This window comes from Plantactinospora sp. DSM 117369 (genome assembly GCF_053764795.1).
The window spans coordinates 9,735,185-9,760,479 of the sequence record NZ_CM132446.1; the positions used below are offsets into that span (position 1 = coordinate 9,735,185).

The window sequence follows — 25,295 nt, forward strand, 5'->3', positions numbered from 1 at the left end:
CGGGACCGGGCACGGTGCTCCGGGTACGGACCACCCGATCAGCCCGTACGGTGGAACCAGCGGCACCAATCGGCAGGAGTAGACATGGGCCAGCCCGACGAGGACTTCGCTCCCGGCGACCACCTGACCCCGGATGAGCGCGACCCGGAGGCGCCGGCCGCGGACGCCGTGGAGCAGGCGACCGTCGCGGACCCGAACACCGAGGACCAGCCGGACGTCCAACGCGGGCTGGAGGTCGACGAGTGGGACGCCCTGGAGCAGGCCCGGGTCGTCGGCACCCCGGACGACGACTACCGCTGAGCCGCCGGCACCGGTAACTCTGCCGGACTGTCCGGGACCCCCGAGGGTGGGCTGGGGATTTCCGTCCCCCCGCCCGCCCCGGCGAGCAGCCGCCGGTAGATCCCGGTCAGGATCTCGGCCTGGGCCGCCCAGGTCCAGCCTTCCAGCAGCCCCGGCCGGTCGTACCCGGCCCGGTACCGCTCCCGGTCCGCCAGTACCGCCCGGACCGCCCGGGCGTAGTCGGCGACGTCCCGGGCCCGGAAGACCTCGCCCTGCCCGGTCGACCGGACCGTCTCCGCCATCGTCTTCACGTCGCTGACCACCAACGGCAGCCGGGCGTGCGCGTACTCGAAGAACTTGGTGATCAGCGCGATCTCGTGGTTGGGCCAGTGGTGAATCGGGATCGCCCCGACGTCCGCGCCGGACAGGAACGGCACCACCTGCCAGTGCTCGACGTACGGCAACACGTGCACCCGGTCGGCGACACCGATCCGGTGGGCGCGCGCGACGAGCTTGCGCACGTACTGGAGGTCGGGGTTCACCACCAGCGCGGTGTGCACCCCGGGCAGCTCGGGCAGGGCGTCGACCATGGTGCGCAGGCCACGCTGCTCGGCGGCGCTGCCGCTGTAGACCACCAGCGGAACGTCGGGCCCGATCCCGCAGCGCTGCCGCAGGTCCGGAACGGCACCGTCCGCCCCGTCCGGGGCGTGTTCGGCGGCGGGCGCGTTCAGCACCACCGCCGGCTGCTCGTCGAGGTGGTGCTCGGCGCGGAGCAGGTCGGCGAGCGCGTCGGAGACGGTGACCACGGCGTCGGCGTACGGGGCGTACTCGCGCTCGTGCGCCCGCATGGCGGGTAGCCAGCGGATGTGCGGCTGCCACGGCCGGATGCCCGGCAGGAACTCGTGGGCGTCCCAGACCAGCTTGACCGGCCGGCCGGCGGCCTGCGCCCTGGTCTTGGCCCGGGCACCCACCCCGAGCATCCGGAAGTCGTTGGCGTGGATCAGGTCCGGCGCCAGTTCGTCGACCACCGGCCCGTACGCCAGCTCGTAGTCCCAGAGCCCCGGTTCGAGCCGGCGCCAGGCCCCGTCGCCCATGGTCAACTGCCAGAACAGCGTGTACGCACGATCCCACGGGTTGCGGTAGCGACGGCCGTAGAGGCCCCGGTTGTGCATCTTCGTCCGGACCCAGACCCAGCGGCCGGCCAGGGCGGCCAGCACCAGCCGGAGCCGGAGCCAGAGTTCCGCCGCGCGGTCCCGCCGCCCCGCCCGGGCGGCCAGTTCGAGCTGGGCGCCCCGGAACCGCAGGTCCGCCCGCCAGGCGGCCACCTGCTGGGCCCGGTATTCGGCGATCCCGTTCGGCGGGTAGCCGAGCGGCCAGCGCAGCCAGGCGCGCCGGTACTGGTGACGCTTGCGGAACAGCGGCTCCGGCATCGGCAGCAGCCGGACCTGCGCCCGGCCGAGCTGCCAGCGCTGCGGCGCCCCGGTCGGCGAACGGCCGAGCAGGATCACCTCCCAGCCGGCGTCCGCCGCCGACCGGGCCTGCTTCTGCACCCGGGAGTCCCCGTTGACGCCGTTGTCGACCAGCATGACGATCCGGCCCGGCGAGTGGCGGCCTGCCCCGGCATCGTCAGGCGTCATCTCGGCTCCGTCCCACGCACCGCCCCACGGACCCGGCGAGTGTACGGGCCAACCCCGACGACCAGGGCGGGAACGACATGACGCGGAGGTGAACAGCGCGCGACAGGAACCGGACAGGTCGGGTCAGGTCGGGGTCGGTCGGATCGGATCGGATCGGTGAAAGGTTCAGGGGGTGACCCGTTCCGGGTGCTTGCCGATCCATTCGGCCAGGGCGTCCCGACGGAACGCGTCGAACAGGCTGCGGCTCTGGGCCGGGTCCAGGCTCTCGACCTCGCCCACCGGCCCGCGGTCCGGGTGGTACGTCCAGCCGATCCCCACCGCGTCCGCCGCGGCCACCGTCCGCAGCGTGCCGAACAGTTCCTGCAGGGTCATCCCGTCGAGGTCGAGGGTGAGGTCCCGGCCGAGCGCCCGGACGATCTCCGCGACCCGGACCGGGTTGAGCCCGTCAGCCGGATCGGTGACCTCGTGCAGCAGCGCCTCGGCGAACCGCTGCCCGTTCCGGTCCCGGTCGTGCGCCCCCTGGTCCAGCCGGTACCGCTGGCGGAGCAGGTCCTGCGCGGCGGCGCCGTCGAGCTGCTGGCAGCCGGCCGGGAAGACCCGGGCGGTGTGGTGGGACCGCACCTGCTGCGGCAGGCACACCCGGACCCCGCCGACCGCGTCGGTGAGCTGGCGCAGCCCGGCGTAGGTCAGCGTCGCGGTCGCGTCGAACCGGATCCCGGTCAGCGCGCTGACCGTCCGCTCGGTCAGCGCGGCGCCGGCCGCCAGGTCGGGCCGGCTCCCCGGCCGGTGACTGCCGAGGTAGAACGCGGCACTGAGCTTTCCGAATCCGTGCCCGGGCACCTCGACGCCGAGGTCCCGGGGCATCGAGACGAGATAGAGCCGGTTCCGGTCTGCCGGCACGTGCACCAGCAGCACGGTGTCCGCGCGGTGGCCGTTGCTCCGGCCGTCACCGCCGTCGACGCCGAGGACGAGGAAGTTCAGCGGCTCGGCCGGGCCGGTCGGCCGGGCCGCGAGCGGCGGCGGGGCGACCTCCGGCACCGGCGGCACCCCCACGGTACGGCCGAACGGCGGCACCGCGAGCACGCCGAGCATGGCGAGGGCGACCCCGGCGATCTGGGCGGCGCGCCGCCGGCGGCGTCGGCGTACCACTCGACGGTCGATCGCCGCCCGCAGCGGCCCGGGCTCCGGGGTCAGCGACTCGTACCGGGCGAACGCCGCCCGCAACTCCTGCTCGACCCGCCGTGGGTCCGGGCCGGCACCCGACTCGTCCGACCCCGGCGAGCCGTCGAACACCCGGATGTCGTCGTCGCTCATTCTCAGGCCTCCACGAATTCGGCACGTAGGGTGGCGAGGGCGCGCGAGATGGCCGACCGGACGGTCCCGACCGCGCAGCCGAGCACCTCGGCGATCTCGGCGTCCGGCAGGTCCTCGTAGTAGCGGAGCACCAGTGCGGCCCGCTGCCGGCGCGGCAGCCGGGACAGCCAGCTCCACACCTGGTCCCGGTCCACCGTGCTCTCGGCGTGGTCGGGGCGTACGGCCACCGCCTCGTCGGGCTCCGCGCGCAGCAGCACCCGCCGTACCCAGGAGCCGCGCTGCCAGTCGAGGTACTGGTTGGTCAGCATCCGGCGTACGTACCGTTCGGGCGCGTCGGCCCGGGCCACCCGACGCCAATTGAGCTGGACCCGCACCATCGTCTCCTGCACGAGATCCTGGGCGAGATGGGGATCGCCGGTCAGCATCACCGCGTAGCGCAGCAGCGCGGTGAGTCTGGAGTCGGCGAACTCCTCGTACGTCACGGACACCTCCGGGCCTCTCCTCCTCTATAGACGGAAGCGTGAGACGGGAAGATTGCCTGACTTGGAACTCAGCCGTTCGGCCGGATCCACCACTCGGGACACCCGGCGGCGCGTGCGGCGAGATCCGGTGGATGACCGGTGCCGAGTACGAGGACTCAAGGTCACCGGGAAGAACCCGGCCGACTGGCCGCGACCGGCGCCACCCGGACCGGCATCGTCGCCGGAGCCGGCATCCTGCTGCTCGCGGCCGTGCCGCCGTGGTAATCGACGCGACGGGCGGTCGGTGAACTGTCAGCATGGTCGACGTGTTGATCACCGTGACCACCACCCACCAGCCAGCCACCGACCTGGGCTACCTGCTCGTGAAGCACCCCGACCGGGTGCACACCTTCGAGATGCCCACAGGTACGGCGTACGTGGTGTACCCGGAGGCCGGCACCGCACGCTGCACCGCCGCCCTGCTGCTCGACATCGACCCGCTGGCGCTGCACGGCGGCCGGGCGCGGCGGGGCAAGGCCGGCCGGGGCGGCAACCCGACGCCGGACGGCTTCACCCTCGGCCAGTACGTCAACGACCGCGGGTACGCCGCCTCCAGCCTGCTCTCCTCGGCACTGTCCACCGTGTTCCGGTCGGCGCTGCGCGGGACCTCGAAGGACCGGCCCGAGCTGGCCGCCACCCCGATCCCGCTGGAGCTGCGGGTGCCGGCGCTGCGCTGCCGGGGCGGGGCCGAGCTGGCCGGCAGCCTCTTCGCCCCGCTGGGCTGGACGGTGAACGCCGTCCCGATCCCGCTGGACCCGACCCACCCCGACTGGGGTGACAGCCGGTACGTCGACCTCACCCTGACCGGCACGCTCCGGCTCGCCGACGCGCTCAACCACCTGTACGTGCTGCTGCCGGTGCTGGACGACGCCAAGCACTACTGGGTCGCGCCGGACGAGATCGACAAGCTGCTCCGGGCCGGCGCCGGCTGGCTGGCGGAGCATCCGGAACGAGGGCTGATCACCCGCCGCTACCTGGCCCACCGGCGGGCCCTGGCCGGCGCCGCGCTGGCCCGGCTGGCGGAGCAGCGGCTCGCGGACGAGCCGGGCGACCCGGACACCATCGTGGAGGCGCCCGACGGCGGTGCGGACGAGGAGGCCGGGCTGCCGGCCACCGTCGACCGGCAGCCGCTCGCGGCGCTGCGCCGGGCCGCCGTACTCGACGCGCTGGACCGCTCCGGCGCCACCCGGGTGCTCGACCTCGGCTGCGGTGCCGGCGCGCTCCTGACCGAGCTGGTCAAGAATCGCCGGTACACCGAGATCGTCGGCACCGACGTCTCGTCCCGGACGCTGGCGATGGCGGAGCGGCGGCTGCGGCTGGACCGGCTGCCGCCCCGGCAGCGCGACCGGATCAAGCTGTGGCAGTCCGCGTTGACCTACCGGGACGACCGGCTGCGCGGGTACGACGCCGCCGTGCTGATGGAGGTGGTCGAGCACCTCGACCCGCCGCGCCTGCCGGCGCTGGAGGCGGCCGTCTTCGGGCACGCCCGGCCGGAGACGGTGGTCGTGACGACCCCGAACGTCGAGTACAACGTGCGGTATCCGGGGCTGGCCGCCGGTGGGTTCCGGCACACCGACCACCGGTTCGAGTGGACCCGGGCCGAGTTCGCGGACTGGGCCGGTGCGGTCGGCGCCGGATACGGCTACGCGGTCACGATCAGCGGCGTCGGCGCCGACGACCCCGAGGTGGGCAGCCCGACCCAGCTCGCGGTCTTCGCCCGCACCGCGCCGTCGGGAGGGACACCGACCTGCCCGCCCGGCACGGCACCGCCACCGGCCGGCACCGGCCGCACGACCACCAGGAGTACGACCGGTGACAGCACCGGCGGTGACGGAGGAGACGACCGATGAGCACGCTGGACATTCCCGAACTGGCCCTGGTGGCTCTGGTCGGCGTCTCCGGTTCGGGCAAGTCGACCTTCGCCCGCCGGCACTTCGCGCCGACCCAGGTGCTCTCCTCGGACACCTTCCGGGCGATGGTGGCCGACGACGAGAACGACCAGTCCGCCTCCGGCGACGCGTTCGAGGTCCTGCACCACGTCGCCGGAAAGCGGCTGCGCGCCGGCCGGCTGACCGTGGTGGACGCCACCAACCTCCAGCAGCACGCCCGGGCCGGGCTGGTCACCGTCGCCCGGGAACACGACGTACTGCCGGTGGCGATCGTGCTGGACGTGCCCGAGCCGCTCTGCTGGGAGCGTACGCAGGCCCGCCCGGACCGGACGTTCGGCCGGCAGGTGCTCGGCCGGATGCAGCGGGACCTAAGGCGCAGTGTCGGGCGGCTGGAGCGGGAGGGCTTCCGCAAGGTGCACGTGCTGCGCGGCGTCGAGGAGATCGAGGCCGCCGAGATCCGCTACGAGAAGCTGTTCAACGACCGCCGGGAGCTGACCGGACCGTTCGACATCATCGGCGACGTGCACGGCTGCCGGGCCGAGCTGGAGGCGCTGCTGCTCCGGCTCGGCTGGACGCTGCACCGCGACGGGACCGGGCGGCCGGTGAACGCGACGCACCCGGAGGGTCGTACCGCGATCTTCGTGGGTGACCTCGTCGACCGCGGGCCGGACTCGCCCGGCGTACTCCGGCTGGTGATGGGGATGGTCGGTGCCGGCACCGCGCTCTGCGTGCCCGGCAACCACGAGCAGAAGCTGCTGCGCAAGCTGCGTGGCCGCAACGTCACGGTGTCGCACGGCCTGGCCGAGACGCTGGCCCAGCTCGACGGTGAGGAACCCGGGTTCGTCGCCGAGATCGCCGCGTTCGTCGACGGCCTGGTCAGCCACTACGTGCTGGACGGCGGCCGGCTGGTGGTCGCGCACGCCGGACTCAAGGCCGAATACCACGGTCGGGCGTCCGGCCGGGTCCGGGCGTTCGCGCTCTTCGGCGAGACCACCGGCGAGACCGACGAGTACGGCCTGCCGGTGCGCTACCCGTGGGCCCGGGACTACCGCGGCTCGGCCATGGTCGTCTACGGCCACACCCCCACCCCGGCTCCCGAGTGGGTCAACAACACCATCTGCATCGACACCGGCTGCGTCTTCGGCGGCACGTTGACCGCGCTGCGCTACCCGAGCCGGGAACTCGTCTCGGTACCGGCGGCGAAGGAGTACTACCCGCCGGTCCGGCCGCTGACCCCGACACCGGCTGCGCTGCCGTCGGGGGCCGCGGCCGCCTCGTCCGGCAGCACCGGCGCCGGCGAGCGGGACGACCTCGGGCTGGACCTGCGGGACGTCACCGGGCGCCGGCACCTCGACTACGGCTACGGCACGGTGACCGTACCGGCCGAAAACGCCGCCGCGGCGCTGGAGGTGATGAGCCGGTTCGCCGTCGACCCGCGCTGGCTGCCCTGGCTGCCGCCGACCATGGCGCCCTGCTCCACCTCGACCGTGCAGGGCTTCCTGGAGCATCCCGCGCAGGCGTTCGAGGACTACCGGCGGGCCGGGGTCGACCGGGTGGTCTGCGAGGAGAAGCACATGGGGTCCCGGGCGGTGGTGCTGGTCTGCCGGGACGAGGTCGACCCGGCGGCACCAGCGGGCACAGGCCGGTCCGGCCCGGCCCGGTTCGGCTCGGGCGACGGGGTGGTCTACACCCGCACCGGGCGGCCGTTCTTCGGCGGCACGCTCGACCGGGCGCTGCTGGCCCGGGTACGCGCCGCCGTCGGCGGTGCCGGGCTGTGGGCCGAACTCGACACCGACTGGCTGTTGCTCGACTGTGAACTGCTGCCCTGGTCGGCCAAGGCCGGCGCGCTGATCCGGGAGCAGTACGCCCCGGTCGGCGCGGCGGGCCGGGCCGCGCTGCCGGCCGTGCTGGACGCGCTGGACCGGGCGGCCGGCCGGGACCTGCCGGTCGCCGGCCTGCGGGACCGGATGGCCCGCCGCGCGACCGCCCTCGACCGCTACACCGAGGCGTACCGGAGCTACGTGCGGCCGACCGACGGCCTCGCCGGGGTGACCCTGGCGCCGTTCGCGGTACTCGCCAGCGAGGGCGTCTCGCACGCCGGCCAGGACCACGGCTGGCACCTGGCCCTGGCCGACCGGCTGCACAGCGCCGATCCGGAGCTGTTCACCCCGACCCGGCGCCGGGTGGTGGACCTCGGGGACTCCGCTGCGGAGAAGGCGGCGACGGACTGGTGGCTGGAGCTGACCGGGACCGGCGGCGAGGGGATGGTGGTGAAGCCGTACGCCGGGCTCGGTGCCCGGGACACCGAGGGCCGGCTGCTCCAGCCGGGCCTGAAGTGCCGCGGCCGGGAGTACCTGCGGATCATCTACGGCCCGGAGTACGCCGAACCGGACCAGTTGGCCGTGCTCCGGCAGCGGTCGCTGGGCCGCAAGCGCGGGCTGGCCCTGCGCGAGCACGGGTTGGGCCTGGCCGCGCTGGACCGGCTGGCCGACGGCGCCCCGCTGTGGCGGCGGCACGAGTTGGTCTTCGCGATCCTCGCCTGCGAGTCGGAACCGGTCGATCCCCGACTCTAGGGCGGTCCCCGCCCTGGTCGGCGGCCCGGGTCATTCCGGCGCCGACCAGGGCGCTCGTCCAGAAACCGCCGTCGACGTCCGGTCCGGGTACGGCCGGCGGGCGGCATCGCGCGGCGGCTGCCGGGAAGGTCCGCCTAGACTGCTGTGGTACCCGCCACCATGCTGGCGGCCCCTCACCGCGCCATGCCGAGAGTTCCGGAGGTCTCCTCGTGCCGACGCCCACCACCACGCTGGCCCTGGGTCCGGATTGGCTGGATCCGGAGTGGTTGATCTCCACCTTCGGGCTGCTCGGCATCCTGACCATCGTCTTCGCCGAGTCCGGACTGCTGATCGGCTTCTTCCTGCCCGGCGACTCGCTGCTGTTCACCGCCGGCCTGCTGACCGCCGACGGTGAATACATCACCTACCCGCTGTGGCTGGTCTGCCTGCTGATCACGATCGCGGCGATCGCCGGCGACCAGGTCGGGTACGCGTTCGGCAAGAAGGTCGGTCCCGCGCTGTTCCGCCGCCCCAACTCGCGGCTGTTCAAGCAGGAGAACCTGATCAAGGCGCATGAGTTCTTCGAGAAGTACGGCGCCCGATCGGTGGTACTTGCCCGGTTCGTGCCGATCGTCCGTACCTTCACCCCGATCGTCGCCGGGGTCAGCGGGATGCGCTACCGCACGTTCGTGGTCTACAACGTGATCGGCGGCATCCTCTGGGGCACCGGGGTCACGGTGCTCGGCTTCTTTCTCGGCCAGATCCCGTTCGTCAAGACGAACATCGAGCTGATCCTGATCGCCATCGTCTTCGTCTCGGTGATCCCGATCATCATCGAGCTGCTCCGGGCCCGGATGGCCGCCCGGCGCGGCACCACTGCGGCCGAGCGGGCCGAGCTGGAGCACGCGGCCCAGGAGACGCAGCGGCACCGCCAGGGCTACTAGTCAGCGGGATCGGCGGAGCCGGCAGCAGTCCGCCGACGACTGCCGGCAGCGGCGCGGCTGGCGACACACCGCGCGCGTCACCCCGATCCAGAGCCCGGACTCAGCTCAGACGGTGGTGGCGCCGCCCTCGATCCGGGCCAGGAACTCGGCGGGCAGCTCCGGCAGCTCGGCCAGCCGCCCGGCGGCGAGCGCCCGGTACGTCAGCCGGGCCGCCTCCTCAAGGTTGGCAGCCCGCTTGTGCGCCAGCTCCACGCTGTCGGCCAGCACCGAGCAGCCGTGCCGGCTCAACACCAGACAGTTGGTGCCGTCCCGGGTCGCGTCGGCGGCCAACTCGGCCAGTTCGGTGGTGCCGGGCAGCCGGAACGGCACCCGGGTGACCCGGCGCAGATAGAAGCCGTGGTCGGTGGTGACCAGCCGGACCTCTTCGCCGAGGGCGTCGAGCAGCAACACGGTCTGCGGGTGCAGGTGCACGATCGCGTTCACGTCCGGCCGGGCCCGATAGGTGGCGAGATGCAGCTCGACCTCGCTGGTCGGCGCGGCCGCCGGTCTCGTCGGGCCGCCCGCGGTCTCCGCGCGCGACGGGCCGCCCGCGCCCTGGGCGTGCGGGAGCGCGGAATGCCGCGTTGCGGTAGCACCGGCGCCGGAAGCGGGCACACCGGAGGACGCGGAGGCAGCACCGGCGACCGAGGCTGCGGTGTCCGGGCTCCGGGGTACGGGCAGCGCCGTACCGTCCGGGAGGGCGGCACCGTCCTGGAGTACCTGTCCGGCGGGCCGGCTCGGCTGTGCCGGGCCACCGTCGGCGGCCGGATCTCCAGAGCGGAGCGAAACGTCTGAGTGAGCCGGATAGTCCGTAAGGACGGAACCATCCGAGATGCGCACTCGGACGAAGGATGGACGGTCAAGCCGGTCCAGCCAGGTGCCACCAGCGGTCACCCAGCAGGAATCGCCGTCGGGCAACCGGGCGGACAGGTTGCCGCCGGAACCGACCACGAGACCGGTCCGGACGACGTCCTGCCCGACGTACGCGAGCTGATCCCGCAGGTCTCCCTGGAGATAGTTCACGCCGGAAGCCCGCCCCACCCCACCGCGTCAGCAGCGGTTGGACCGTCTGGCGCCGTCCTGCACAGGGCGGACGCCAGACGGGCCGGCCACTGATTCAGCGGGCCTTCTTCGTGGCCCGCTTACGCGGCGGGGTCAGCAGATCGGCGATCGTGGCGATCGCCGTCGGCACCAGGCGGTAGTAAGCCCACACGCCCCGCTTCTCCCGCTCCAGCAAGCCGGCTTCGGTGAGGATACGGAGGTGGTGGCTGACCGTCGGCTGGGAGAGACCAAGCGGCGCGGTGAGGTCACACACGCACGCTTCGCCCTCCGGTGCCGACTGGATCAGGCTGAGCAGTCGAAGCCGAGCGGGGTCGGCAAGGGCCTTGAGGACCCCCGCCAGCCGCTCAGCGTCGGCGCGCTCGATCGGCTCGCCGGCAAGCGGCGAGATCTGAGGCATAGTCATTTCGGCCAACGCAGTTCCCACGTATTCCATCCTTCCACCAGCAGCATCGACCCGCCTGCATATCAGCAGATCCGAATCGGCAAACTTTTAGGCCACTAGGCCGAGGTCAGCCAACGTATAGGCTGCCCGGTATGGCAATCCGGCGGCTCGTACGGCGTCGCCCGCACCACGATCAACAATAACCGCCACGCCCACGACCTCGGCTCCGGCCTCCCGTAACGCCTCCACTGCGGTCAGCACGCTGCTTCCCGTGGTGGAGGTGTCCTCCACCGCCAACACCCGGCGACCACTCACCTCCGGACCCTCGATCCGGCGCTGCAACCCGTGCGTCTTGCCGGCCTTGCGCACCACGAAAGCGTCGAGTCGACGCGACGTCGCCGAGGCGGCGTGCAGCATCGAGACGGCGATCGGGTCCGCACCCAACGTCAGGCCGCCAACCGCGTCGTAATCCCAGTCCGCCGTGAGGCTGAGCATGATCCGGCCGACCAACGGTGCCGCCGCGTGATGCAGGGTCACGCGCCGCAGATCGACGTACCAGTCCGCCTCACGACCAGAGGACAGCACCACCCGACCGTGCACGACGGCAAGGTCAGTGATGAATTTACGCAGGTCGTCGTGGTCCCCCATGGCCGGTAAGGGTACTGCGCCAAGGTGAGAGCCGAATGGCCGACCCGGCAGGACGGCCGTTCGCGTCGGTCTGACGGTGGCCGATGGGCCGGAAAATCGGCTACTCTCCGCACTGAATCTTGCCTACGTACGCCGCCGTCATCGCGGGCGTAGGAGCGCCGGTACCGCGTCGTGCAGCCGGATCACAACTCTCCGCGACCGGTCCGGCCCCGGGCATCCTTGGCCACCGCCCGCCAGATCCGGCCCGGCGCGTGCCGCAGGCCGAAGACCGCCACCTTGTACCGCCAGTCCGGGACGCTCACCATGCGGTCCCGATCCAGGTCACGAAGGGCGTCCCGCACCACGTCGTCGGCGCGCAGCCACATCCAGTCCGGGGTCTTCGACATGTTGATGCCGGCCCGGTCGTGGAACTCGGTACGGGTGTAGCCGGGGCAGAGCGCCATCACCCGTACGCCCATCGGCCGGACCGACTGGGCCACCGACTCGCTGAAGTTGGTCACCCACGCCTTGCTGGCCGGGTACGTCGACCCGGGCATGACCGGCCCGAAGCCCGCGACGGAAGAGACATTTATCACTGCCCCGTGGCGCCGCTCGGCCATCCCGGGCAGGGCGGCGAGGGTCAGCCGGAGTACGGCGTGCACGTTCAGCCGGAGCAGCCGGGACTCGTCGGAGACGGTCGAGTGCAGGAAGGACCGATTGAGACTGATCCCGGCGCTGTTGACGAGCATGTCGACCGGCGCCGACGCGTCGGAGAGCCGCTCCTCGACCGAGCCGCACCCCTGGTCGGTGGCCAGGTCGGCGGAGAGGACGTCGACCGTGTTGCCGTGCCGGCCGGTCAGCTCGGCGGCGGACTCCGCGAGCCGTTCGCCGTCCCGGGCCACCAGCAGCAGGTCGTACCCGTCAGCGGCGAGCCGTCGGGCGAACGCCGCGCCGATCCCGGCCGTGGCGCCGGTGATCAGGGCGCGGCGGCTTCCGCTCCGGTCCACCCCGGGGCGCTGACCGGCGTCGGAGCCGGCGCCCGACGGGGGAACGGCTTCTGCCACTGGCTTCCTCACCTCGACGACTTCGCTGGCGTACGGCGGAACCGGGCTCTGGTCGAGGCGGACCGCGACGCGGGGCGCACCGTGTGGCCGCACCTGCGGGGCCTACCGCAGCAGCGGTACCGCTCCCACAACGTAGCGGAGCGGCCCGAATCGGAAAAGACCGTCACGGGGCGGGGACAGGCTCCGGCGGCGCGCCCGGACGCCGATTGCCGGACCCGCCGCACACCCGGTCACCGCCGGCCGCCGGACGTGCCGGATCCCCCGGCGGCCGGTGCCGACCGGGGGATCCGTGGTGCGGGAGTTCAGCTCGCCGGCGGGTTGGGAGGCGGGTTCGTCGGCGGGTTGCCCGGCGGATTCGACGGCGGCCCGGCCGGCGGATACTGCGGGTACCCGGGATCGGTGCCGGAGGTCGGCCCCTGGCCCGGGTAGGGCGGTTGGCCCGGGTACGCCGCGCCCGGCACCGGCGGCTCCCAGCCGGCCGGCTGCTTGCGGAAGAACTCGTTCGACGCGGGCAGCGCGAGCAGGATGATCGCGGCGATCAGCGCCAGCAGTGCGACGATCGAGCAGACCAGCGTGAGCGGCCCGCTCCACGAGGGCAACTCCGCCTCGAGCCGGCGCTGGATCTCGGCCGCGTCCGGAAGGTCCCCTGTGGAGCCGCCGCCGGTGCCCATCCCGGAGAGCGCCGTGCCAGCGGCACCGAACCCGGTGCAGCAGACCCCGATCCCGGCGACCACCCAGGTGGCGATCCGGGCGCCGTTGCGGCCCTGGTTGTTCAGCAGAGCCAGCACCACCAGGCCGACGGCGATCAGCAGTTGCAGCACGGCGCTGAACACGGTGGCGCCGACGGCGAAGCCCTCGGTGCCCTCGGCGGAGGTGCCGGCGTACTCCTCACGGAAGACGGTCGAGACGGTGCCGAGCGTGGCGAGGCTGACCGCCGCCGAGACGGCGATCAGGGCGGCCGCCAGATAGAGCAGATAGCTGGCGTTGGTGACGGTGCCCGGGCGCGGCCTCGCGGTCGGCGCGGGATTGGCTGGTTCCGACACGGCTCTCCTTTCCTGGCTCGGGTCCCCGGCTCGGGGTCCCGGGATCGGTTTGTGCGGGTCGAGTGTTCCCGGATCGAAAATCCCAGATTCCGGACCACCGTATCGGTATCGGTCCCGTCGGCCCGGGGTGAACCGCCGCCGGTGCGGTGTGGAGCCGGCCGGACCGCCGTCAGTCCTGGTCGAGCCGGGCGGCGGCGTACTCGCCCAGGGTGGTCTGGTCCATCAGGCAGCCGCTGAAGGTGGTCAGCTCGGCCGGGTCACCGAGCAGTCCCCGCCAGGCATTCCGGGCGGCCGCCGGGTCCAGCCGGTCGAGCAGCGTCGCCGCGTACGCCTTGCCGGCGGCCGAGCCGTTCGCCAGCAACCACGTCAGCCGGGGACGGATCTCCTCGGCCCGGCCGGGCAGTGCCGCCTCGACGGTCCGGTACGCCTCGGTCGGCACCAGCACCTGACCGGCGAGGCCCACCCCGCCGAACGCGACGACGTCGGCGCCGGCCAGTTCGCGTACCGCCGTCGTCAGGTCGTCGACCTGTCCCGGAAACTCGGTCATGCCACCAATGGTGACCCGGCCCGGCTCGGAGCGCTCGCCGGCAGGGCGCCGGGGCGCTCGGGCTCATCGACGGACGGCGGGGCCGGCCCGATCCGCCATGGGATCGGGCCGGCCCCGCCGGAGATGTCCTCAGACCCGGACGACGGTCAGCGACTCCTTGCTGTCCGCCAGGTCGACCCGGACGGTGTCGCCGTCCCGCACCTCGCCGGCCAGCAGCGCCCTGGCCAGCCGGTCCCCGATCGCCGACTGCACCAGCCGGCGCAGCGGCCGGGCACCGTAGATCGGGTCGTACCCGTGCTCGGCCAGCCAACTCCGGGCCGCGTCGGTGACGTCCAGGCCCAGCCGCCGGTCGGCGAGCCGCCGCCGCAGCCTGTCGAGCTGGATGTCCACGATCCCGCGCAGCTCCTGCCCGGTGAGCGAGGCGAAGACCACGATGTCGTCGAGCCGGTTGAGGAACTCCGGCTTGAAGTGCGAGCGGACCACCGCCAGCACCGCCTCCCGGCGTTCCTCCTCGCCGAGGGTCAGGTCGGAGACGACCGCCGTGCCGAGGTTGGAGGTGAGGATCAGGATGGCGTTGCGGAAGTCGACCGTACGCCCCTGGCCGTCGGTGAGCCGGCCGTCGTCGAGCACCTGGAGCAGTACGTCGAAGACGTCCGGATGCGCCTTCTCCACCTCGTCGAGCAGGATCACCGAGTACGGCCGGCGGCGCACCGCCTCGGTGAGCTGCCCGCCCTCCTCGTACCCGACGTAGCCGGGCGGGGCGCCGACGAGCCGGGCCACCGAGTGCTTCTCGGCGTACTCGCTCATGTCGATCCGGACCATGGCCCGCTCGTCGTCGAAGAGGAACTCGGCGAGCGCCTTGCCCAGCTCGGTCTTGCCGACACCGGTGGGGCCGAGGAAGAGGAAGCTGCCGGTGGGGCGGTCCGGGTCGGCGACCCCGGCGCGGGCCCGGCGTACCGCATCGGAGACCGCGGCGACCGCCTCGGCCTGGCCGACCACCCGGGCGCCGAGCGACGACTCCATCCGGAGCAGCTTGGCGGTCTCGCCCTCCATCAGCCGGCCGGCCGGGATGCCGGTCCAGGAGGCGACCACCGCGGCGATGTCGTCGGCGCCGACCTCCTCCTTGAGCATCGCCCCGTCGGCCTGCAACCCGGCGAGTTCGCCCTCGGCCCGGGTCAGCGCGGCCTTCAGCTCCGGGATCCGGCCGTAGCGCAGCTCGGCGGCGCGTTCCAGCTCGCCGTCCCGCTCGGCCCGCTCGGCCTCGCCGCCGAGCCGCTCCAGCTCCTCCTTGGCGGTGGAGATCCGGGTGATGTGCTCCTTCTCCAGCCGCCACCGCTCGCTGAGCGCGGTGAGCTGCTCGCGCTTGTCGGCCAGCTCCTTGCGGAGCCGCATCAGCCGCTCGGCCGAGGCCGGGTCGGGCTCCTTGGCCAGCGCCATCTCCTCGATCTCCAGCCGGCGTACCGCCCGCTCGATCTCGTCCACCTCGGTGGGCCGGGAGTCGATCTCCATCCGGAGCCGGGAGGCGGACTCGTCGACCAGGTCGATCGCCTTGTCCGGCAGGAACCGTTCGGTGATGTACCGGTCGGAGAGGCTGGCGGCGGCGACCAGCGCGGCGTCGGTGATGCGTACGCCGTGGTGTACCTCGTAGCGCTCCTTGAGCCCGCGCAGGATGCCGATGGTGTCCTCGATGGTCGGCTCGCCGACCAGCACCGGCTGGAAGCGCCGCTCCAGCGCCGGATCCTTCTCGATGTGCTCGCGGTACTCGTCGAGGGTGGTCGCGCCGACCATCCGCAGCTCGCCCCGGGCCAGCATCGGCTTGAGCATGTTGCCGGCGTCCATCGAGCCCTCGCCCCGGCCGGCGCCGACCACGGTGTGCAGCTCGTCGAGGAACGTGATGACCTGGCCGTCGGAGTTCTTGATCTCCTCCAGCACCGACTTGAGCCGCTCCTCGAACTGCCCCCGGTACTGTGCACCGGCGACCATCGCGCCGAGGTCGAGCGAGACCAGCTTCTTGTCCCGGAGCGACTCGGGGACGTCACCGGCGACGATCCGCTGGGCCAGCCCCTCGACGATCGCGGTCTTGCCGACGCCGGGCTCGCCGATCAGCACCGGGTTGTTCTTGGTACGCCGGGAGAGCACCTGGACCACCCGGCGGATCTCGGCGTCCCGGCCGATCACCGGGTCGATCTTGCCGTCCCGGGCGCTCGCGGTCAGGTCGACGCCGTACTTCTCCAGCGCCTGGTAGGTCTGCTCGGGGTCGGCGGTGGTGACCCGGCGGTCGCCGCCGCGTACCGCCGGGAAGGCGGCGATCAGGTTCTCCTCGGTGGCGCCGGCCTGCTTGAGGGTGTTCGCGACCGCGCCGCCGACCCGGGCCAGCCCGGCCAGCAGGTGCTCGGTCGAGGTGTACTCGTCGCCCAGCGGCCGGGCGATCTGCTCGGCCGCGCCGATCGCGTTGACGAACTCGCGGGACAGGCTCGGCTCGGCGACACTGGATCCCCGGGCGGCCGGCTGGTTCTCCACGGCCCGGGCGGCGGCCCGCCGGATGTCGGCCGGATTCGCCCCGACCGCCCGCAGCAGCCCGGCGGCGGTGGACCCGCCGGTGTCCAGCAGGGACAGCAGCAGGTGCCACGGTTCGACGGTGGCGTGGCCGCGCTGGTTCGCCGTCGCGACGGCGCCGGTGATGACTTCGCGGCTCTTCGTGGTGAGACGTTCGGCGTTCATGGGCTCCCAATACGGTCCGCCGGCCGTGGGCACGGGCCGGCATCGGCAGCGTGGCGGGCGGTGACGCCGCGGCCCGGCGACACCACCTCCAGTACGAACGACACAACCAGAGTTGAGTCTATTCCACTCAACTCCAACGTCGTGACGTCGGTCACATTCCGGCCAACCGCACCTCGACCCACCGCCGCTCGGTACCGGAGCCGAGCCCCAGCCACGCCCCGCCGCCGGGCGGATGCGCGGCGAACAGCGTGCCGTCGTCCAGCATCCGCAGGTAGTGCTCCCCGACCGGCCAGGCCAGGTCCACGTAGCGGCCGTCCGCGACCAGCCCGGTGCCCTGGGGCGACGAGACCACCAGCCGGCCGTCGCCGAGCGGCACCACCGAGGTGAACCGGTCGGGCCTGCCCGACGGATCCACCGCTACCCAGCGGGACGGGACCTCGGCACCGACCCGCCGCCACAGTCGGGGGAACCGGGTCCGGTCCTCGGCGTGGTAGCCGACCAGCCAGGCGTCGCCGTCGGCCGCCAACACCGGCAGCACGGCCCCGAGGTCGCCGTCGACCTCGGGCAACGCCGTCGTCCGCCAGCTCCGCCCGCCGTCCGGCGAGACCGACGCGTACGGGCGACCGTCCGCCAGCCCGCTGGCGAGCAGCCGGTCACCGCTGTCCGCCACTCCGGAGATCCCGGGCAGACGCGGCTGGGTCGGCACGTCCCGGCGCTCCTCCCCGATCCACCGCACCACCCTCGGCGGATCGTCACCGTCGCAGCAGACCTGGTAGCTCCCCTGCGTCGGCTGGTACGCGGCCGGCGGCTGCTCGCCCCGGTAGTGCCGGAACGTCCGGCCGGCGTCGACGGAGACGTACCAGTCCACCGGCTCGACCCAGAGCACCAGCCGGCCATTGCCGGTATAGAGCTGGTGGAGGCCGGCCGGGTGCGGATGCCGGAGCCGCTGCCAGGAACGCCCGCCGTCGGCGGTGCCGAAGAGCAGGTTGGTCGAGTTCGGCCCGGGCGGTCCGGGAGTCGGCGTGCCCGTGCCGGTGCCGTCGTCGACGAAGAGCGCGTAGCCGCGCGCGGCGTCCACGAACTCGAGCTGGTGCAGCACCGCGCCGGGCGGGACGGCGAGCCGCGGGTGGCGCGGCTCCACCGGCGGGCCCGGGTCCACCGGCCGGCTCGGCGGCGGAGCGGTGCGCCGGATCTCCCCGATCGGGCCGGCGGTGCAGCCGGCGACGAGTGCGACGGCGAGGGCCACCGCCGACACCGATCCGGTACGCCCTTCGGAAACGCGCATCGGTCACCTCCACGAAGCACCGATCCCCCGACCGACGGTACGGTTCCGGACCGATCGGCCACCGGGGGCGGGTCTGGCCCTTTCAGCCCTCGATCGACAAACGGGTACGGTTGGTTACGTGCGAGTACGTGTGGAGCAGACGGCGTTGCCCGGGATCGGCGTACGCCACGACGTGGTCACCGCCTCCGGACGCCGGCTCGGTGTGGTCACGCACCGCAACGGCCGACGGGATCTGGTGCTGTACGACCCCGACGATCCGGACTCCTGCACCGCCGACGTCCCGCTCACCGACGACGAGGCGGAGGCGCTGGCCGACATCCTCGGCGCCTCGCTGATGCTGGGCCAGCTCTCCGGGCTTCGCCAGCAGGCCGCCGGGCTGCTCACCGAGCAGATCGCCATCCCGGCCGGCTCGCGGTACGTCGGCCGGCGGCTGGGCGACACGCAGACCCGTACCCGTACCGGCGCATCCATCGTCGCGGTCCTCCGGGAACGCGAGGTGATCGCCTCACCCGATCCGACCTTCCGGTTCGAGGCCGGCGATGTCGTGGTCGTGGTCGGCACCCGCCAGGGACTCGACGGTGTCACCGCGATCCTCGCCGAGACCGACCCGGACGGCTGACGGGAGATGCATCACACCACTGTCCTGCTCATTGAGGTCGGTGCGCTGCTCTTCGTCCTCGGACTGCTCAGCCGGCTCAGCCGGCGGATCGGGCTCTCACCGATCACGCTCTATCTGCTCGCCGGGCTCGCCTTCGGGCACGGCGGGCTGGTGCCGCTCTCGGCCAGCGAGGAGTTCTTCGAGGTCGGCGCCGAGATCGGTGTGATCCTGCTGCTGGTCATGCTGGGCCTGGAATACTCCGCCAGCGAACTGGTCGGCAACCTGCGCGCCGCAGCCCCGGCCGGGCTGGTCGACGGCCTGCTCAACGCGCTGCCGGGGGCGGCCTTCGGGCTGCTGCTCGGCTGGGGCTGGGTCGGTGCGATCGTACTCGCCGGGGTCACCTGGGTCTCCTCGTCCGGCGTCATCGCCAAGGTGCTGGCCGACCTCGGCCGGGTCGGTAACCGGGAGACCCCGGTAATCCTGTCGGTGCTGGTCATCGAGGACCTCGCGATGGCGCTCTACCTGCCGCTGGTCACCGCGATCCTCAGCGGTCAGAGCCTGCTCGGCGGCGGCATCGCGCTGGCAATCGCGGTCTTCACCGTGGTCCTGGTGCTGGTGGTGGCGATCCGGTACGGCAACTTCATCTCCCGGATGCTCTCCGCCCGGGATCCGGAGGCACTGCTGCTCGGCGTATTCGGGCTGACCCTGCTGGTCGCCGGCCTCGCTGCCGGGCTCCAGGTGTCGGCGGCGGTCGGTGCGTTCCTGGTCGGCATCGCCCTCTCGGGACCGGTGGCACACAACGCGACGGAGCTGCTCTCGCCGCTGCGGGACCTCTTCGCCGCCGTCTTCTTCGTCTTCTTCGGCCTGAACACCGACCCCCGGGCGATCCCGCCGGTGCTGCTGCCGGCGCTGGCGCTGGCCGTGGTCACCATGGCCACCAAGGTGCTGACCGGTTACCTGGCGGCGAAACGGGTCGGGATCGGGCTGCCGGGTCGGTGGCGGGCCGGGCTCGCCCTGTCGCCGCGCGGGGAGTTCTCCATCGTCATCGCCGGGCTGGCCGTCACCACCAGCGTGGTCAACCCGCAACTCGGCCCGCTGGCCACCGCGTATGTGCTCATCACCGTGGTGACCGGCCCGATGTTGGCCCGGCTGCCCGACTCCGGCTGGTTCAAGCGGTGGCTGCGCCGGTCCGCCGCCGGTGGCCCGACACCGGCTCCCGCGACGGAGTGAGCCGGGGCGCGGCGGGTGCCGCGCTCCACATACCGGGATCACCGTTCGGCCGGTTCCACCAACGCGTAACGGGTTGATGAAATAGCACTTGGCGGCCCTTTCGCAGGTTGGCAACAGCGCGTTACCGTGTCGCCGCAGTAGCCACAGGTCTTGCGGGGGCCGGGGGAGCCCGGCAGCCGCGCGAGCGGAAAGGCGGCCCGTTGAGCGTGCAGGACTCTGCGTTCCGGGGCTTTGCCAACCCGGTGGATCCATCCCCCGCCGAGCTTCGAGCCTGGGCCTACGAGCCGGACTCGGTTCCGCTGCATACGATGCCGAAGGACTGGGACCTGCTGGTCTCCGGCGACCGGCTGATCGGCACGCTGTTCGATCTGGCGATGGACCCGTCGTGTCCGGCCCGCCGGTTCGCGCTGCACTGCCTCTACATCTATGCCGCGGACGGCATCCGGACCAAGTTCCAGGCCCATCCGAAGCGGCGGTTGCGGAAGCTGGTCGAGCAGGCCGAGCGGCTCGGCGACGAGCCGATGGTCATCTGGGCGCACAACACCCGGATGCTCCAGGCGAGGCCGGAGCTGTTCGACTACCGCGACTGGTGCGAGGGCGGCCTGGTCCGGCAGTCCCGCCGGCTGGGCTGACCCGGGTCGGCCGGCGGCCGGACGAGCGGCGGGCCGGGACCCCCCGTGGACCCCGGACCACCGGAGCACGGGACCTGACCTGCGTACCGGAGGACCGCGATCTGCGGGAGCCGCACCACCAGTCAGGTTACTGATCTCACCGGTCCCGCGTGCCGGAAACCGGGCAGCGGGTCGGGAGCGGGACCCTTCGGGGGCACTGCCCCGGGGTCCGGCAGGAAGAGCTGGCGCTCGAAGCACCTCTCGACGAGCGCCAGCCGAGTTCTTCGCTTGAACCGTCGCGACGCCGGACGGCGGATGCCGTACCGGTGTGCGTGGATGTCGCCCTGGCTCGGGCACGCCGGGACCCGGTCCCGGCGGGGTCTACTCGCACCGCATCCAGTTGAAGTGGTACGTCGTGCTGACGCCGCCGTCGGTGGAATCCATCATCATGAAGCTGGTCGTCTTCGGGTCCGAGGTACCCCGATTCACCCGCAGCTCCGTGTTGATGTTGAACAGCCGCACCTCGCCACAGGGGGCGTAGACCAGCGAGGCCACGTCCGTGACGTCGGTCGTCTGCCAACTGTCACTGACCGGGCCGGCGAAGGAGTGCGACTCGGCCGCCGTCGGCGACGTGCCCTGGATGTAGTAGCTCGCCCGCTGCATGCCGGTGGCACCGCGTTCGAGGTGGGCGAAGCCACGGTAGTCGGCCTGCCCGATCGCGTACGTGAAGCCACCCGGAACGTTCACCTTGAGGACCAGTTGGCAGTTCTTCCGGAAGTCGGTCGGCGCGGTACCCGCGCCGGCCTGGGCGAGGTAGTCGCTGTAGGTCACGGTGAAGGCCGTGTTGTCCGGCGCCGTGGCGACCGCCGCCGTGCCGAGCCGGCAACCCGACCCGTTGACCGTCACGATCTCGATCGTGATGCGCTCGGCCGGCGGATTCGTGGTCGGTACGGGATCGGCGAGTACCGGCAGACCCATTAACGACGCCGCCAGGCTGCCGATGACTAATGTGTGCAACATTTCCGGGGCTCCCTTCGGTCACCGTCGCGCGAGCCGTTGCCCGCGCGATGTATCAAACGTCATCCATCGATCGGATGGCCCTCTTCGCCGGTGCCCGCACGGCCCGGACAACGCCGACCGGGCGGGCCCCCGCCTCCAGGGCCGGGATGCCGGAGCAGATTCCCGCATCCCAACCCGGAGGTCTCACGTCAGGACTCTTCGCACTTCTTCCATGCGAAGTGGTAGATGGTGTTGATGCCACCATCAGTCGAGTCCATCGCCATGAAGCTGGTGGTGGTCGCCGGGTTGGACGTCCCGACGTTCACCCGCAGTTCGGTGTTGATGTTGAGGAAGCGCATCTCGCCGCAGGGCGCGTAGCTCACCGAAGTGAGCTCGGAGGTGTCGGTCGTCTGCCAACTGTCGTCCAGCGGGCCGCTGAAGTTGTGGTTCTTGTACGTCGTCGGCGAGGAGCCCTGGAAGTAGTAGTTCGCCCGCGACACCGCGGTCGCACCGTTCGCCAGGTAGGCGTAGCCGCGGTAGTCGGCCTGGAGAATGGCGTAGGTGAAGCCCTCCGGGACGTGCACCTGCAGGGCCAACTGGCAGTTCTTCCGGGCGTCGGTCGGCCGCGCCCCCACGCCGACCTGGGCGAGATAGTCGCTATAGGTCACCGTGAAGGCGGTGTTGTCGGGGGCGACCGCGACGGCCGCGGTCCCGGCCGGGCAACCCGAACCATTGATGGTAATGACCTCGATGACAATCTGCTCGTCCGGAGGCTCCACGGGCGGATCCGTCGGGATGACAATCCCGCCGAGCATCGAGGCAACGAGACTGCCAATGGCCAGCACACTGATCATGGGTTCCCTCCCGATCGTGGCGATAATGTCGCGCGCGCAGGCACACCTTAACTCTATTTATTGATGTTCGTCAATGTCTTAAAGTTGAATGCGCGGGGCGCGAAAAGTGCTACAACGATCCGCTACCGAAAACGCAGGGGCCCCCGGGTCAGGCGCGATGGACATTCACATTCCATCGACAGACCCAGGGGCCCCAATTCGCGCTAATCCCACAGACCGCCGTCAGGGGATGCGTTTACGGCGGCGCGATCAGCACTCTTTCCAGCTGAGGTGGTAGACACTGCGCACACTGCCCCGGCTTGAGTCCATCGTCATGAAGCTCGTGCCGTTGTCGGCGTCGCCGCCGTCGACCCGCAGTTCGGTGTTGACGTTGAGGTTGCGCGTCTCACCGCAGGGTGCGTAGACCAGGGCAGCCGCCCGGTCGGAGGTGCGCCAGCCGCCGCTGTACGGCCCGGTGAACTCGTGGCTGGTCTGCGCGGTCGACGAACTGCCCATCCAGTAGTAGTGCGAGTGCTGCGAGCCGCTGGCTCCCCGCTGGAGGTACGCGAAGCCCTGCAGGTCCACCTGGGCCACCGCGAAGGTGAGCCCCTGTGGGATGTTGACCCGCAGATTGAGCTGACAGTTCTTCCTGAACTCGGTCGGCTTCGCCCCGGCACCGGCCAGCACGAAGTAGTCGCTGTAGCTCACCGTGAAGGCCGTGTTGTCGGCTGCGGTGCTCACCTCGGCCGTCCCCGCCGGGCAGCCCGATCCATTGACGGTCTCCACGCTGATGGTGACCCTCTCGGCAGGAGTCACCAAAGGCTCGGTAGCTACCGTCGAGGCAAACAATGCCGCGAGTACGCCGCCGACAGCCATCACGTTGGACATGGTAGTTCCCTTCCGGTCGTCGCGATGCGGTCGCGCCCGCAGCCCACCATAGTCAGAACATTGATAGCCGTCAATTAAACAATCTTGTAACCGTGCACATTCCGGAAACTGTTGATCAATTTCCTTCTCGGGTCACAAGCATCCGCAGAGCCGCGTCATAGCGCGGCACCAAGACACGGCTCGGCGGCCCGCCACCCCTTACCCAGACCCAGGTCGGATGGACAAGACGCTTCATGACCTTCACCGGAGGCGCACGGAGAAAGATGCCGGAGACCGGCGGTACAACGGGCTCCGACGCCACCGCTATGTACGGTGAAGCCTCCCGGGCTCCCCGGGGTAATGGTTTCCGAGCCTTCTGGCAAACGGATTCCGAGAATCGGGCGTAATGTTCCCGAAACACCCGGGGTAGTGGTTTCGGATCACCCGGAGAGGTCAGGCCGACGGGTCGGTGGTGCGGCGGGGGCGCCAGACCACCAGCGCGGTCGAGGGCCGGCTGGTCGGCACCAGGTCCCGGCGGGGCAGCCCGCCGAGCGCCTCCAACTCGGCCACCCGGCGGTAGGCGGCCTCCAACTCGGCCTGTAGGCCGGCGACCCGCTGCTGAAGTTCGTCGACCATCTGCTCCAGCACGATGATCCGCTTGATGCCGGCCAGGTTGACACCGTCGTCCTGGCTGAGCCGCTGCACCTCGCGGAGGAGCGCGACGTCCCGGGCGCTGTACCGGCGGCCGCCGCCCGGGGCCCGACCGGGCTGCACCAGCCCCATCCGGTCGTACTGGCGCAGGGTCTGCGGGTGCATGCCGGCCATCCGGGCCGCGACCGAGATCATCAAAACCTTGGCGTCGGACGCCTGCTCGATCGAGACGACGACGTACTCCTCGGCCACCTTGATCACCTCCGCGTTGCCAACAGCTCAGTTGAAACGACGCACCCGGGCGTCGAGATGTTCCCGTGCCGCCGCCGGAGTCTGCGCGGCGAACTCCTCCAGCGCCTTCCTGGCCTCCGGGGAGAGCTGCTCGGGAACGGCGATCTCCACGGTCACCAGCAGATCACCGGCCTGGCCGTCCCGCCTCACCACACCCCTGCCCCGGGCCCGCAGCGTACGGCCGCTCGGGGTGCCCGGCGGCACCCGCAGGGTCACCGACGAGTCCAGCGTGGGCACCCGCAGGTCCGTCCCGAGCACCGCCTCCGCGATGGTGATCGGCACGGTCAGGGTCAGGTCGTCGCCGCTGCGCCCGAAGAGATCGTCCTCGCGGACGTTGACCAGGACATACAGGTCGCCGGGCGGGCCACCGCGGTCACCGGGCTCACCCCGGCCGGCGAGCCGGATTCGCTGGCCGTCCGCGACCCCGGCCGGAAACCGCACGTTGAGCGTGCGGGACTTGGTCACCCCGCCGGTGCCCCGGCACTCCGGGCACTTCTCGTCCACGATCGTGCCGACGCCCTGGCACTCCCGGCACGGCTCGGAGAAGCTGAACGAGCCCTGGTTGCGGGTGACGACTCCGGCGCCCCGGCACTGCGGGCACGTCCGGGGCAGCGTCCCCGGCTTGGCGCCGTCACCGTGGCAGGTGTCGCAGACGCCGGGAGCGCGCAGCGTCAACGGCACCGTCACCCCGCGTACGGCGTCGCCGAAGTCGAGCATGACCTCGGCCTCCACGTCGCGACCACGGGCCGGGCCACGGGTCCGGGTGGGACCGCCGCCGGAGAAGATCGAGCTGAACAGGTCGGAGAACCCCGCCCCGCCGAACCGGCGATCCCCGCCGGCCGCACCGCCCGGCTGGCCGACCCCGCCGAAGAGGTCCGAGACGTCGAACGGATATCCGCCGGGGCCGCCCGACCGGGCGTTGCGGCGGAACGCGCCCGAGCCGAAGAGCGAGCGCATCTCGTCGTACTCCTTGCGCTTGCGCGCGTCGGCGAGCACGTCGTACGCCTCGGAGACGGCTTTGAACCGCTCCTCGGCCTGGGCGTCACCCGGGTTGTGGTCCGGGTGCGATTCCCTGGCCAGCTTGCGGTAGGCCTTCTTGATCTCGTCAGGAGAGGCGGACCTTGCCACCCCCAGTACGGCGTAGAAGTCCTTCTCCAGCCAGTCTTTGGAACTCATCGGTCGTCCACCTCCTTCCCCTGTGGCGCGGTCGAGGTGCCGCCCGCACCCCATCCGACGGACGGCGTACGGGTGGCACCTCGACCGCGACGCACCGGCTCAACCTCGCTCCGACCCGGTTTTCTCCGGCGCA

The 25,295-nt window shown here is 71.9% G+C and carries 24 protein-coding genes; 8 read left to right on the plus strand and 16 right to left on the minus strand.

The window, feature by feature from the left end; translation table 11 throughout:
* Nucleotides 1-84: 84 nt before the first annotated feature.
* On the plus strand, nucleotides 85-300 hold the full coding sequence (locus ACSMXO_RS41885) for a hypothetical protein (protein WP_346258061.1): 216 nt from the start codon (nucleotides 85-87) through the stop codon (nucleotides 298-300).
* Here ACSMXO_RS41885 and ACSMXO_RS41890 read toward each other — a convergent pair.
* The 3 genes from ACSMXO_RS41890 to ACSMXO_RS41900 all read right to left on the minus strand — a co-directional run bounded on the left by ACSMXO_RS41890 (nucleotide 291) and on the right by ACSMXO_RS41900 (nucleotide 3,712).
* A complete protein-coding gene (locus tag ACSMXO_RS41890; RefSeq protein WP_455419436.1) occupies nucleotides 291-1,865 on the minus strand; it encodes a glycosyltransferase family 4 protein in 1,575 nt (524 codons plus the stop codon). The genes ACSMXO_RS41885 and ACSMXO_RS41890 overlap by 10 nt on opposite strands.
* Nucleotides 1,866-2,081: 216 nt before the next feature.
* A complete protein-coding gene (locus tag ACSMXO_RS41895) occupies nucleotides 2,082-3,230 on the minus strand; it encodes an LCP family protein (protein ID WP_455416152.1) in 1,149 nt (382 codons plus the stop codon).
* Nucleotides 3,231-3,232: 2 nt separating this feature from the next.
* Complete coding sequence (locus tag ACSMXO_RS41900) at nucleotides 3,233-3,712, minus strand: SigE family RNA polymerase sigma factor (RefSeq protein WP_346258184.1); 480 nt, start codon at nucleotides 3,710-3,712, stop codon at nucleotides 3,233-3,235.
* 138 nt (nucleotides 3,713-3,850) lie between these two features.
* Between ACSMXO_RS41900 and ACSMXO_RS41905 the strand changes: the two genes are divergently transcribed.
* The 4 genes from ACSMXO_RS41905 to ACSMXO_RS41920 all read left to right on the plus strand — a co-directional run bounded on the left by ACSMXO_RS41905 (nucleotide 3,851) and on the right by ACSMXO_RS41920 (nucleotide 9,136).
* Nucleotides 3,851-3,976, plus strand: a complete 126-nt coding sequence (locus ACSMXO_RS41905) for a hypothetical protein (protein WP_455416153.1) — start codon at nucleotides 3,851-3,853, stop codon at nucleotides 3,974-3,976.
* A 41-nt stretch (nucleotides 3,977-4,017) separates the two neighbouring features.
* A complete protein-coding gene (locus ACSMXO_RS41910; RefSeq protein ID WP_455419437.1) occupies nucleotides 4,018-5,601 on the plus strand; it encodes a 3' terminal RNA ribose 2'-O-methyltransferase Hen1 in 1,584 nt (527 codons plus the stop codon).
* The gene (locus ACSMXO_RS41915) at nucleotides 5,598-8,213 is read left to right on the plus strand and encodes a polynucleotide kinase-phosphatase (RefSeq protein ID WP_455416154.1); all 2,616 of its coding nucleotides are present in this window, start codon (nucleotides 5,598-5,600) and stop codon (nucleotides 8,211-8,213) included. The genes ACSMXO_RS41910 and ACSMXO_RS41915 overlap by 4 nt, the downstream gene beginning before the upstream one ends.
* A 209-nt stretch (nucleotides 8,214-8,422) precedes the next feature.
* Nucleotides 8,423-9,136 carry a DedA family protein gene (locus tag ACSMXO_RS41920; RefSeq protein WP_455416155.1) on the plus strand — a complete coding sequence of 238 codons (714 nt, stop codon included), beginning with the start codon at nucleotides 8,423-8,425 and terminating at the stop codon, nucleotides 9,134-9,136.
* 105 nt (nucleotides 9,137-9,241) lie between these two features.
* Here the strand turns inward: ACSMXO_RS41920 and ACSMXO_RS41925 are convergent, their stop codons facing one another.
* The 8 genes from ACSMXO_RS41925 to ACSMXO_RS41960 all read right to left on the minus strand — a co-directional run bounded on the left by ACSMXO_RS41925 (nucleotide 9,242) and on the right by ACSMXO_RS41960 (nucleotide 17,906).
* Nucleotides 9,242-10,198: a class II aldolase/adducin family protein gene (locus ACSMXO_RS41925; protein WP_455416156.1), complete on the minus strand. Its 957-nt coding sequence runs from the start codon at nucleotides 10,196-10,198 to the stop codon at nucleotides 9,242-9,244.
* Nucleotides 10,199-10,292: 94 nt separating this feature from the next.
* Nucleotides 10,293-10,670 (minus strand): ArsR/SmtB family transcription factor, encoded by a 378-nt coding sequence (locus ACSMXO_RS41930; protein WP_007073957.1) that lies wholly within the window; start codon nucleotides 10,668-10,670, stop codon nucleotides 10,293-10,295.
* 57 nt (nucleotides 10,671-10,727) lie between these two features.
* Entirely contained in the window at nucleotides 10,728-11,267 is a 540-nt protein-coding gene (gene pyrE / locus ACSMXO_RS41935; RefSeq protein WP_318398966.1) for an orotate phosphoribosyltransferase, read from the minus strand.
* A gap of 182 nt (nucleotides 11,268-11,449) precedes the next feature.
* The gene (locus ACSMXO_RS41940) at nucleotides 11,450-12,253 is read right to left on the minus strand and encodes an SDR family NAD(P)-dependent oxidoreductase (RefSeq protein ID WP_455419438.1); all 804 of its coding nucleotides are present in this window, start codon (nucleotides 12,251-12,253) and stop codon (nucleotides 11,450-11,452) included.
* A 359-nt stretch (nucleotides 12,254-12,612) separates the two neighbouring features.
* A complete protein-coding gene (locus tag ACSMXO_RS41945; RefSeq protein ID WP_346258066.1) occupies nucleotides 12,613-13,353 on the minus strand; it encodes a hypothetical protein in 741 nt (246 codons plus the stop codon).
* A gap of 169 nt (nucleotides 13,354-13,522) precedes the next feature.
* A complete protein-coding gene (locus ACSMXO_RS41950; protein WP_455416157.1) occupies nucleotides 13,523-13,900 on the minus strand; it encodes a hypothetical protein in 378 nt (125 codons plus the stop codon).
* 129 nt (nucleotides 13,901-14,029) lie between these two features.
* The gene (gene clpB, locus ACSMXO_RS41955) at nucleotides 14,030-16,621 is read right to left on the minus strand and encodes an ATP-dependent chaperone ClpB (RefSeq protein WP_455416158.1); all 2,592 of its coding nucleotides are present in this window, start codon (nucleotides 16,619-16,621) and stop codon (nucleotides 14,030-14,032) included.
* Between the two features lie 151 nt (nucleotides 16,622-16,772).
* Nucleotides 16,773-17,906, minus strand: a complete 1,134-nt coding sequence (locus ACSMXO_RS41960; RefSeq protein WP_455416159.1) for a hypothetical protein — start codon at nucleotides 17,904-17,906, stop codon at nucleotides 16,773-16,775.
* A 118-nt stretch (nucleotides 17,907-18,024) separates the two neighbouring features.
* Between ACSMXO_RS41960 and ACSMXO_RS41965 the strand changes: the two genes are divergently transcribed.
* From ACSMXO_RS41965 to ACSMXO_RS41975, 3 genes are all read left to right on the plus strand, one after another.
* Entirely contained in the window at nucleotides 18,025-18,525 is a 501-nt protein-coding gene (locus ACSMXO_RS41965) for a cation:proton antiporter regulatory subunit (protein WP_107262611.1), read from the plus strand.
* Nucleotides 18,526-18,531: 6 nt separating this feature from the next.
* On the plus strand, nucleotides 18,532-19,734 hold the full coding sequence (locus tag ACSMXO_RS41970) for a cation:proton antiporter (protein WP_455416160.1): 1,203 nt from the start codon (nucleotides 18,532-18,534) through the stop codon (nucleotides 19,732-19,734).
* Between the two features lie 200 nt (nucleotides 19,735-19,934).
* Nucleotides 19,935-20,366: a hypothetical protein gene (locus ACSMXO_RS41975; RefSeq protein ID WP_455416161.1), complete on the plus strand. Its 432-nt coding sequence runs from the start codon at nucleotides 19,935-19,937 to the stop codon at nucleotides 20,364-20,366.
* Between the two features lie 360 nt (nucleotides 20,367-20,726).
* On the opposite strand, the gene ACSMXO_RS41980 is transcribed toward ACSMXO_RS41975, so the two are convergent.
* The 5 genes from ACSMXO_RS41980 to dnaJ form a co-directional block, all read right to left on the minus strand.
* Nucleotides 20,727-21,365 (minus strand): DUF4360 domain-containing protein, encoded by a 639-nt coding sequence (locus ACSMXO_RS41980; protein WP_346258072.1) that lies wholly within the window; start codon nucleotides 21,363-21,365, stop codon nucleotides 20,727-20,729.
* Nucleotides 21,366-21,553: 188 nt separating this feature from the next.
* The gene (locus ACSMXO_RS41985; protein WP_346258073.1) at nucleotides 21,554-22,198 is read right to left on the minus strand and encodes a DUF4360 domain-containing protein; all 645 of its coding nucleotides are present in this window, start codon (nucleotides 22,196-22,198) and stop codon (nucleotides 21,554-21,556) included.
* A 249-nt stretch (nucleotides 22,199-22,447) separates the two neighbouring features.
* Nucleotides 22,448-22,993, minus strand: a complete 546-nt coding sequence (locus ACSMXO_RS41990) for a DUF4360 domain-containing protein (protein WP_346258074.1) — start codon at nucleotides 22,991-22,993, stop codon at nucleotides 22,448-22,450.
* Nucleotides 22,994-23,497: 504 nt separating this feature from the next.
* On the minus strand, nucleotides 23,498-23,890 hold the full coding sequence (locus ACSMXO_RS41995) for a heat shock protein transcriptional repressor HspR (protein ID WP_346258187.1): 393 nt from the start codon (nucleotides 23,888-23,890) through the stop codon (nucleotides 23,498-23,500).
* 84 nt (nucleotides 23,891-23,974) lie between these two features.
* On the minus strand, nucleotides 23,975-25,162 hold the full coding sequence (gene dnaJ / locus ACSMXO_RS42000) for a molecular chaperone DnaJ (protein WP_346258075.1): 1,188 nt from the start codon (nucleotides 25,160-25,162) through the stop codon (nucleotides 23,975-23,977).
* Nucleotides 25,163-25,295: the final 133 nt, after the last annotated feature.

Coding starts and splice junctions, on each gene's coding strand:
- dnaJ (WP_346258075.1), bottom strand. CDS start 25,162: ATGAGTTCCAAAGACTGGCTGGAGAAGGACTTCTACGCCGTACTGGGG.
- ACSMXO_RS41915 (WP_455416154.1), top strand. CDS start 5,598: ATGAGCACGCTGGACATTCCCGAACTGGCCCTGGTGGCTCTGGTCGGC.
- ACSMXO_RS41960 (WP_455416159.1), bottom strand. CDS start 17,906: ATGCGCGTTTCCGAAGGGCGTACCGGATCGGTGTCGGCGGTGGCCCTC.
- ACSMXO_RS41890 (WP_455419436.1), bottom strand. CDS start 1,865: ATGCTGGTCGACAACGGCGTCAACGGGGACTCCCGGGTGCAGAAGCAG.
- ACSMXO_RS41995 (WP_346258187.1), bottom strand. CDS start 23,890: ATGATCTCGGTCGCGGCCCGGATGGCCGGCATGCACCCGCAGACCCTG.
- ACSMXO_RS41930 (WP_007073957.1), bottom strand. CDS start 10,670: ATGGAATACGTGGGAACTGCGTTGGCCGAAATGACTATGCCTCAGATC.
- clpB (WP_455416158.1), bottom strand. CDS start 16,621: ATGAACGCCGAACGTCTCACCACGAAGAGCCGCGAAGTCATCACCGGC.
- pyrE (WP_318398966.1), bottom strand. CDS start 11,267: ATGGGGGACCACGACGACCTGCGTAAATTCATCACTGACCTTGCCGTC.
- ACSMXO_RS41980 (WP_346258072.1), bottom strand. CDS start 21,365: ATGTTGCACACATTAGTCATCGGCAGCCTGGCGGCGTCGTTAATGGGT.
- ACSMXO_RS41895 (WP_455416152.1), bottom strand. CDS start 3,230: ATGAGCGACGACGACATCCGGGTGTTCGACGGCTCGCCGGGGTCGGAC.
- ACSMXO_RS41950 (WP_455416157.1), bottom strand. CDS start 13,900: ATGACCGAGTTTCCGGGACAGGTCGACGACCTGACGACGGCGGTACGC.
- ACSMXO_RS41970 (WP_455416160.1), top strand. CDS start 18,532: ATGCATCACACCACTGTCCTGCTCATTGAGGTCGGTGCGCTGCTCTTC.
- ACSMXO_RS41885 (WP_346258061.1), top strand. CDS start 85: ATGGGCCAGCCCGACGAGGACTTCGCTCCCGGCGACCACCTGACCCCG.
- ACSMXO_RS41985 (WP_346258073.1), bottom strand. CDS start 22,198: ATGATCAGTGTGCTGGCCATTGGCAGTCTCGTTGCCTCGATGCTCGGC.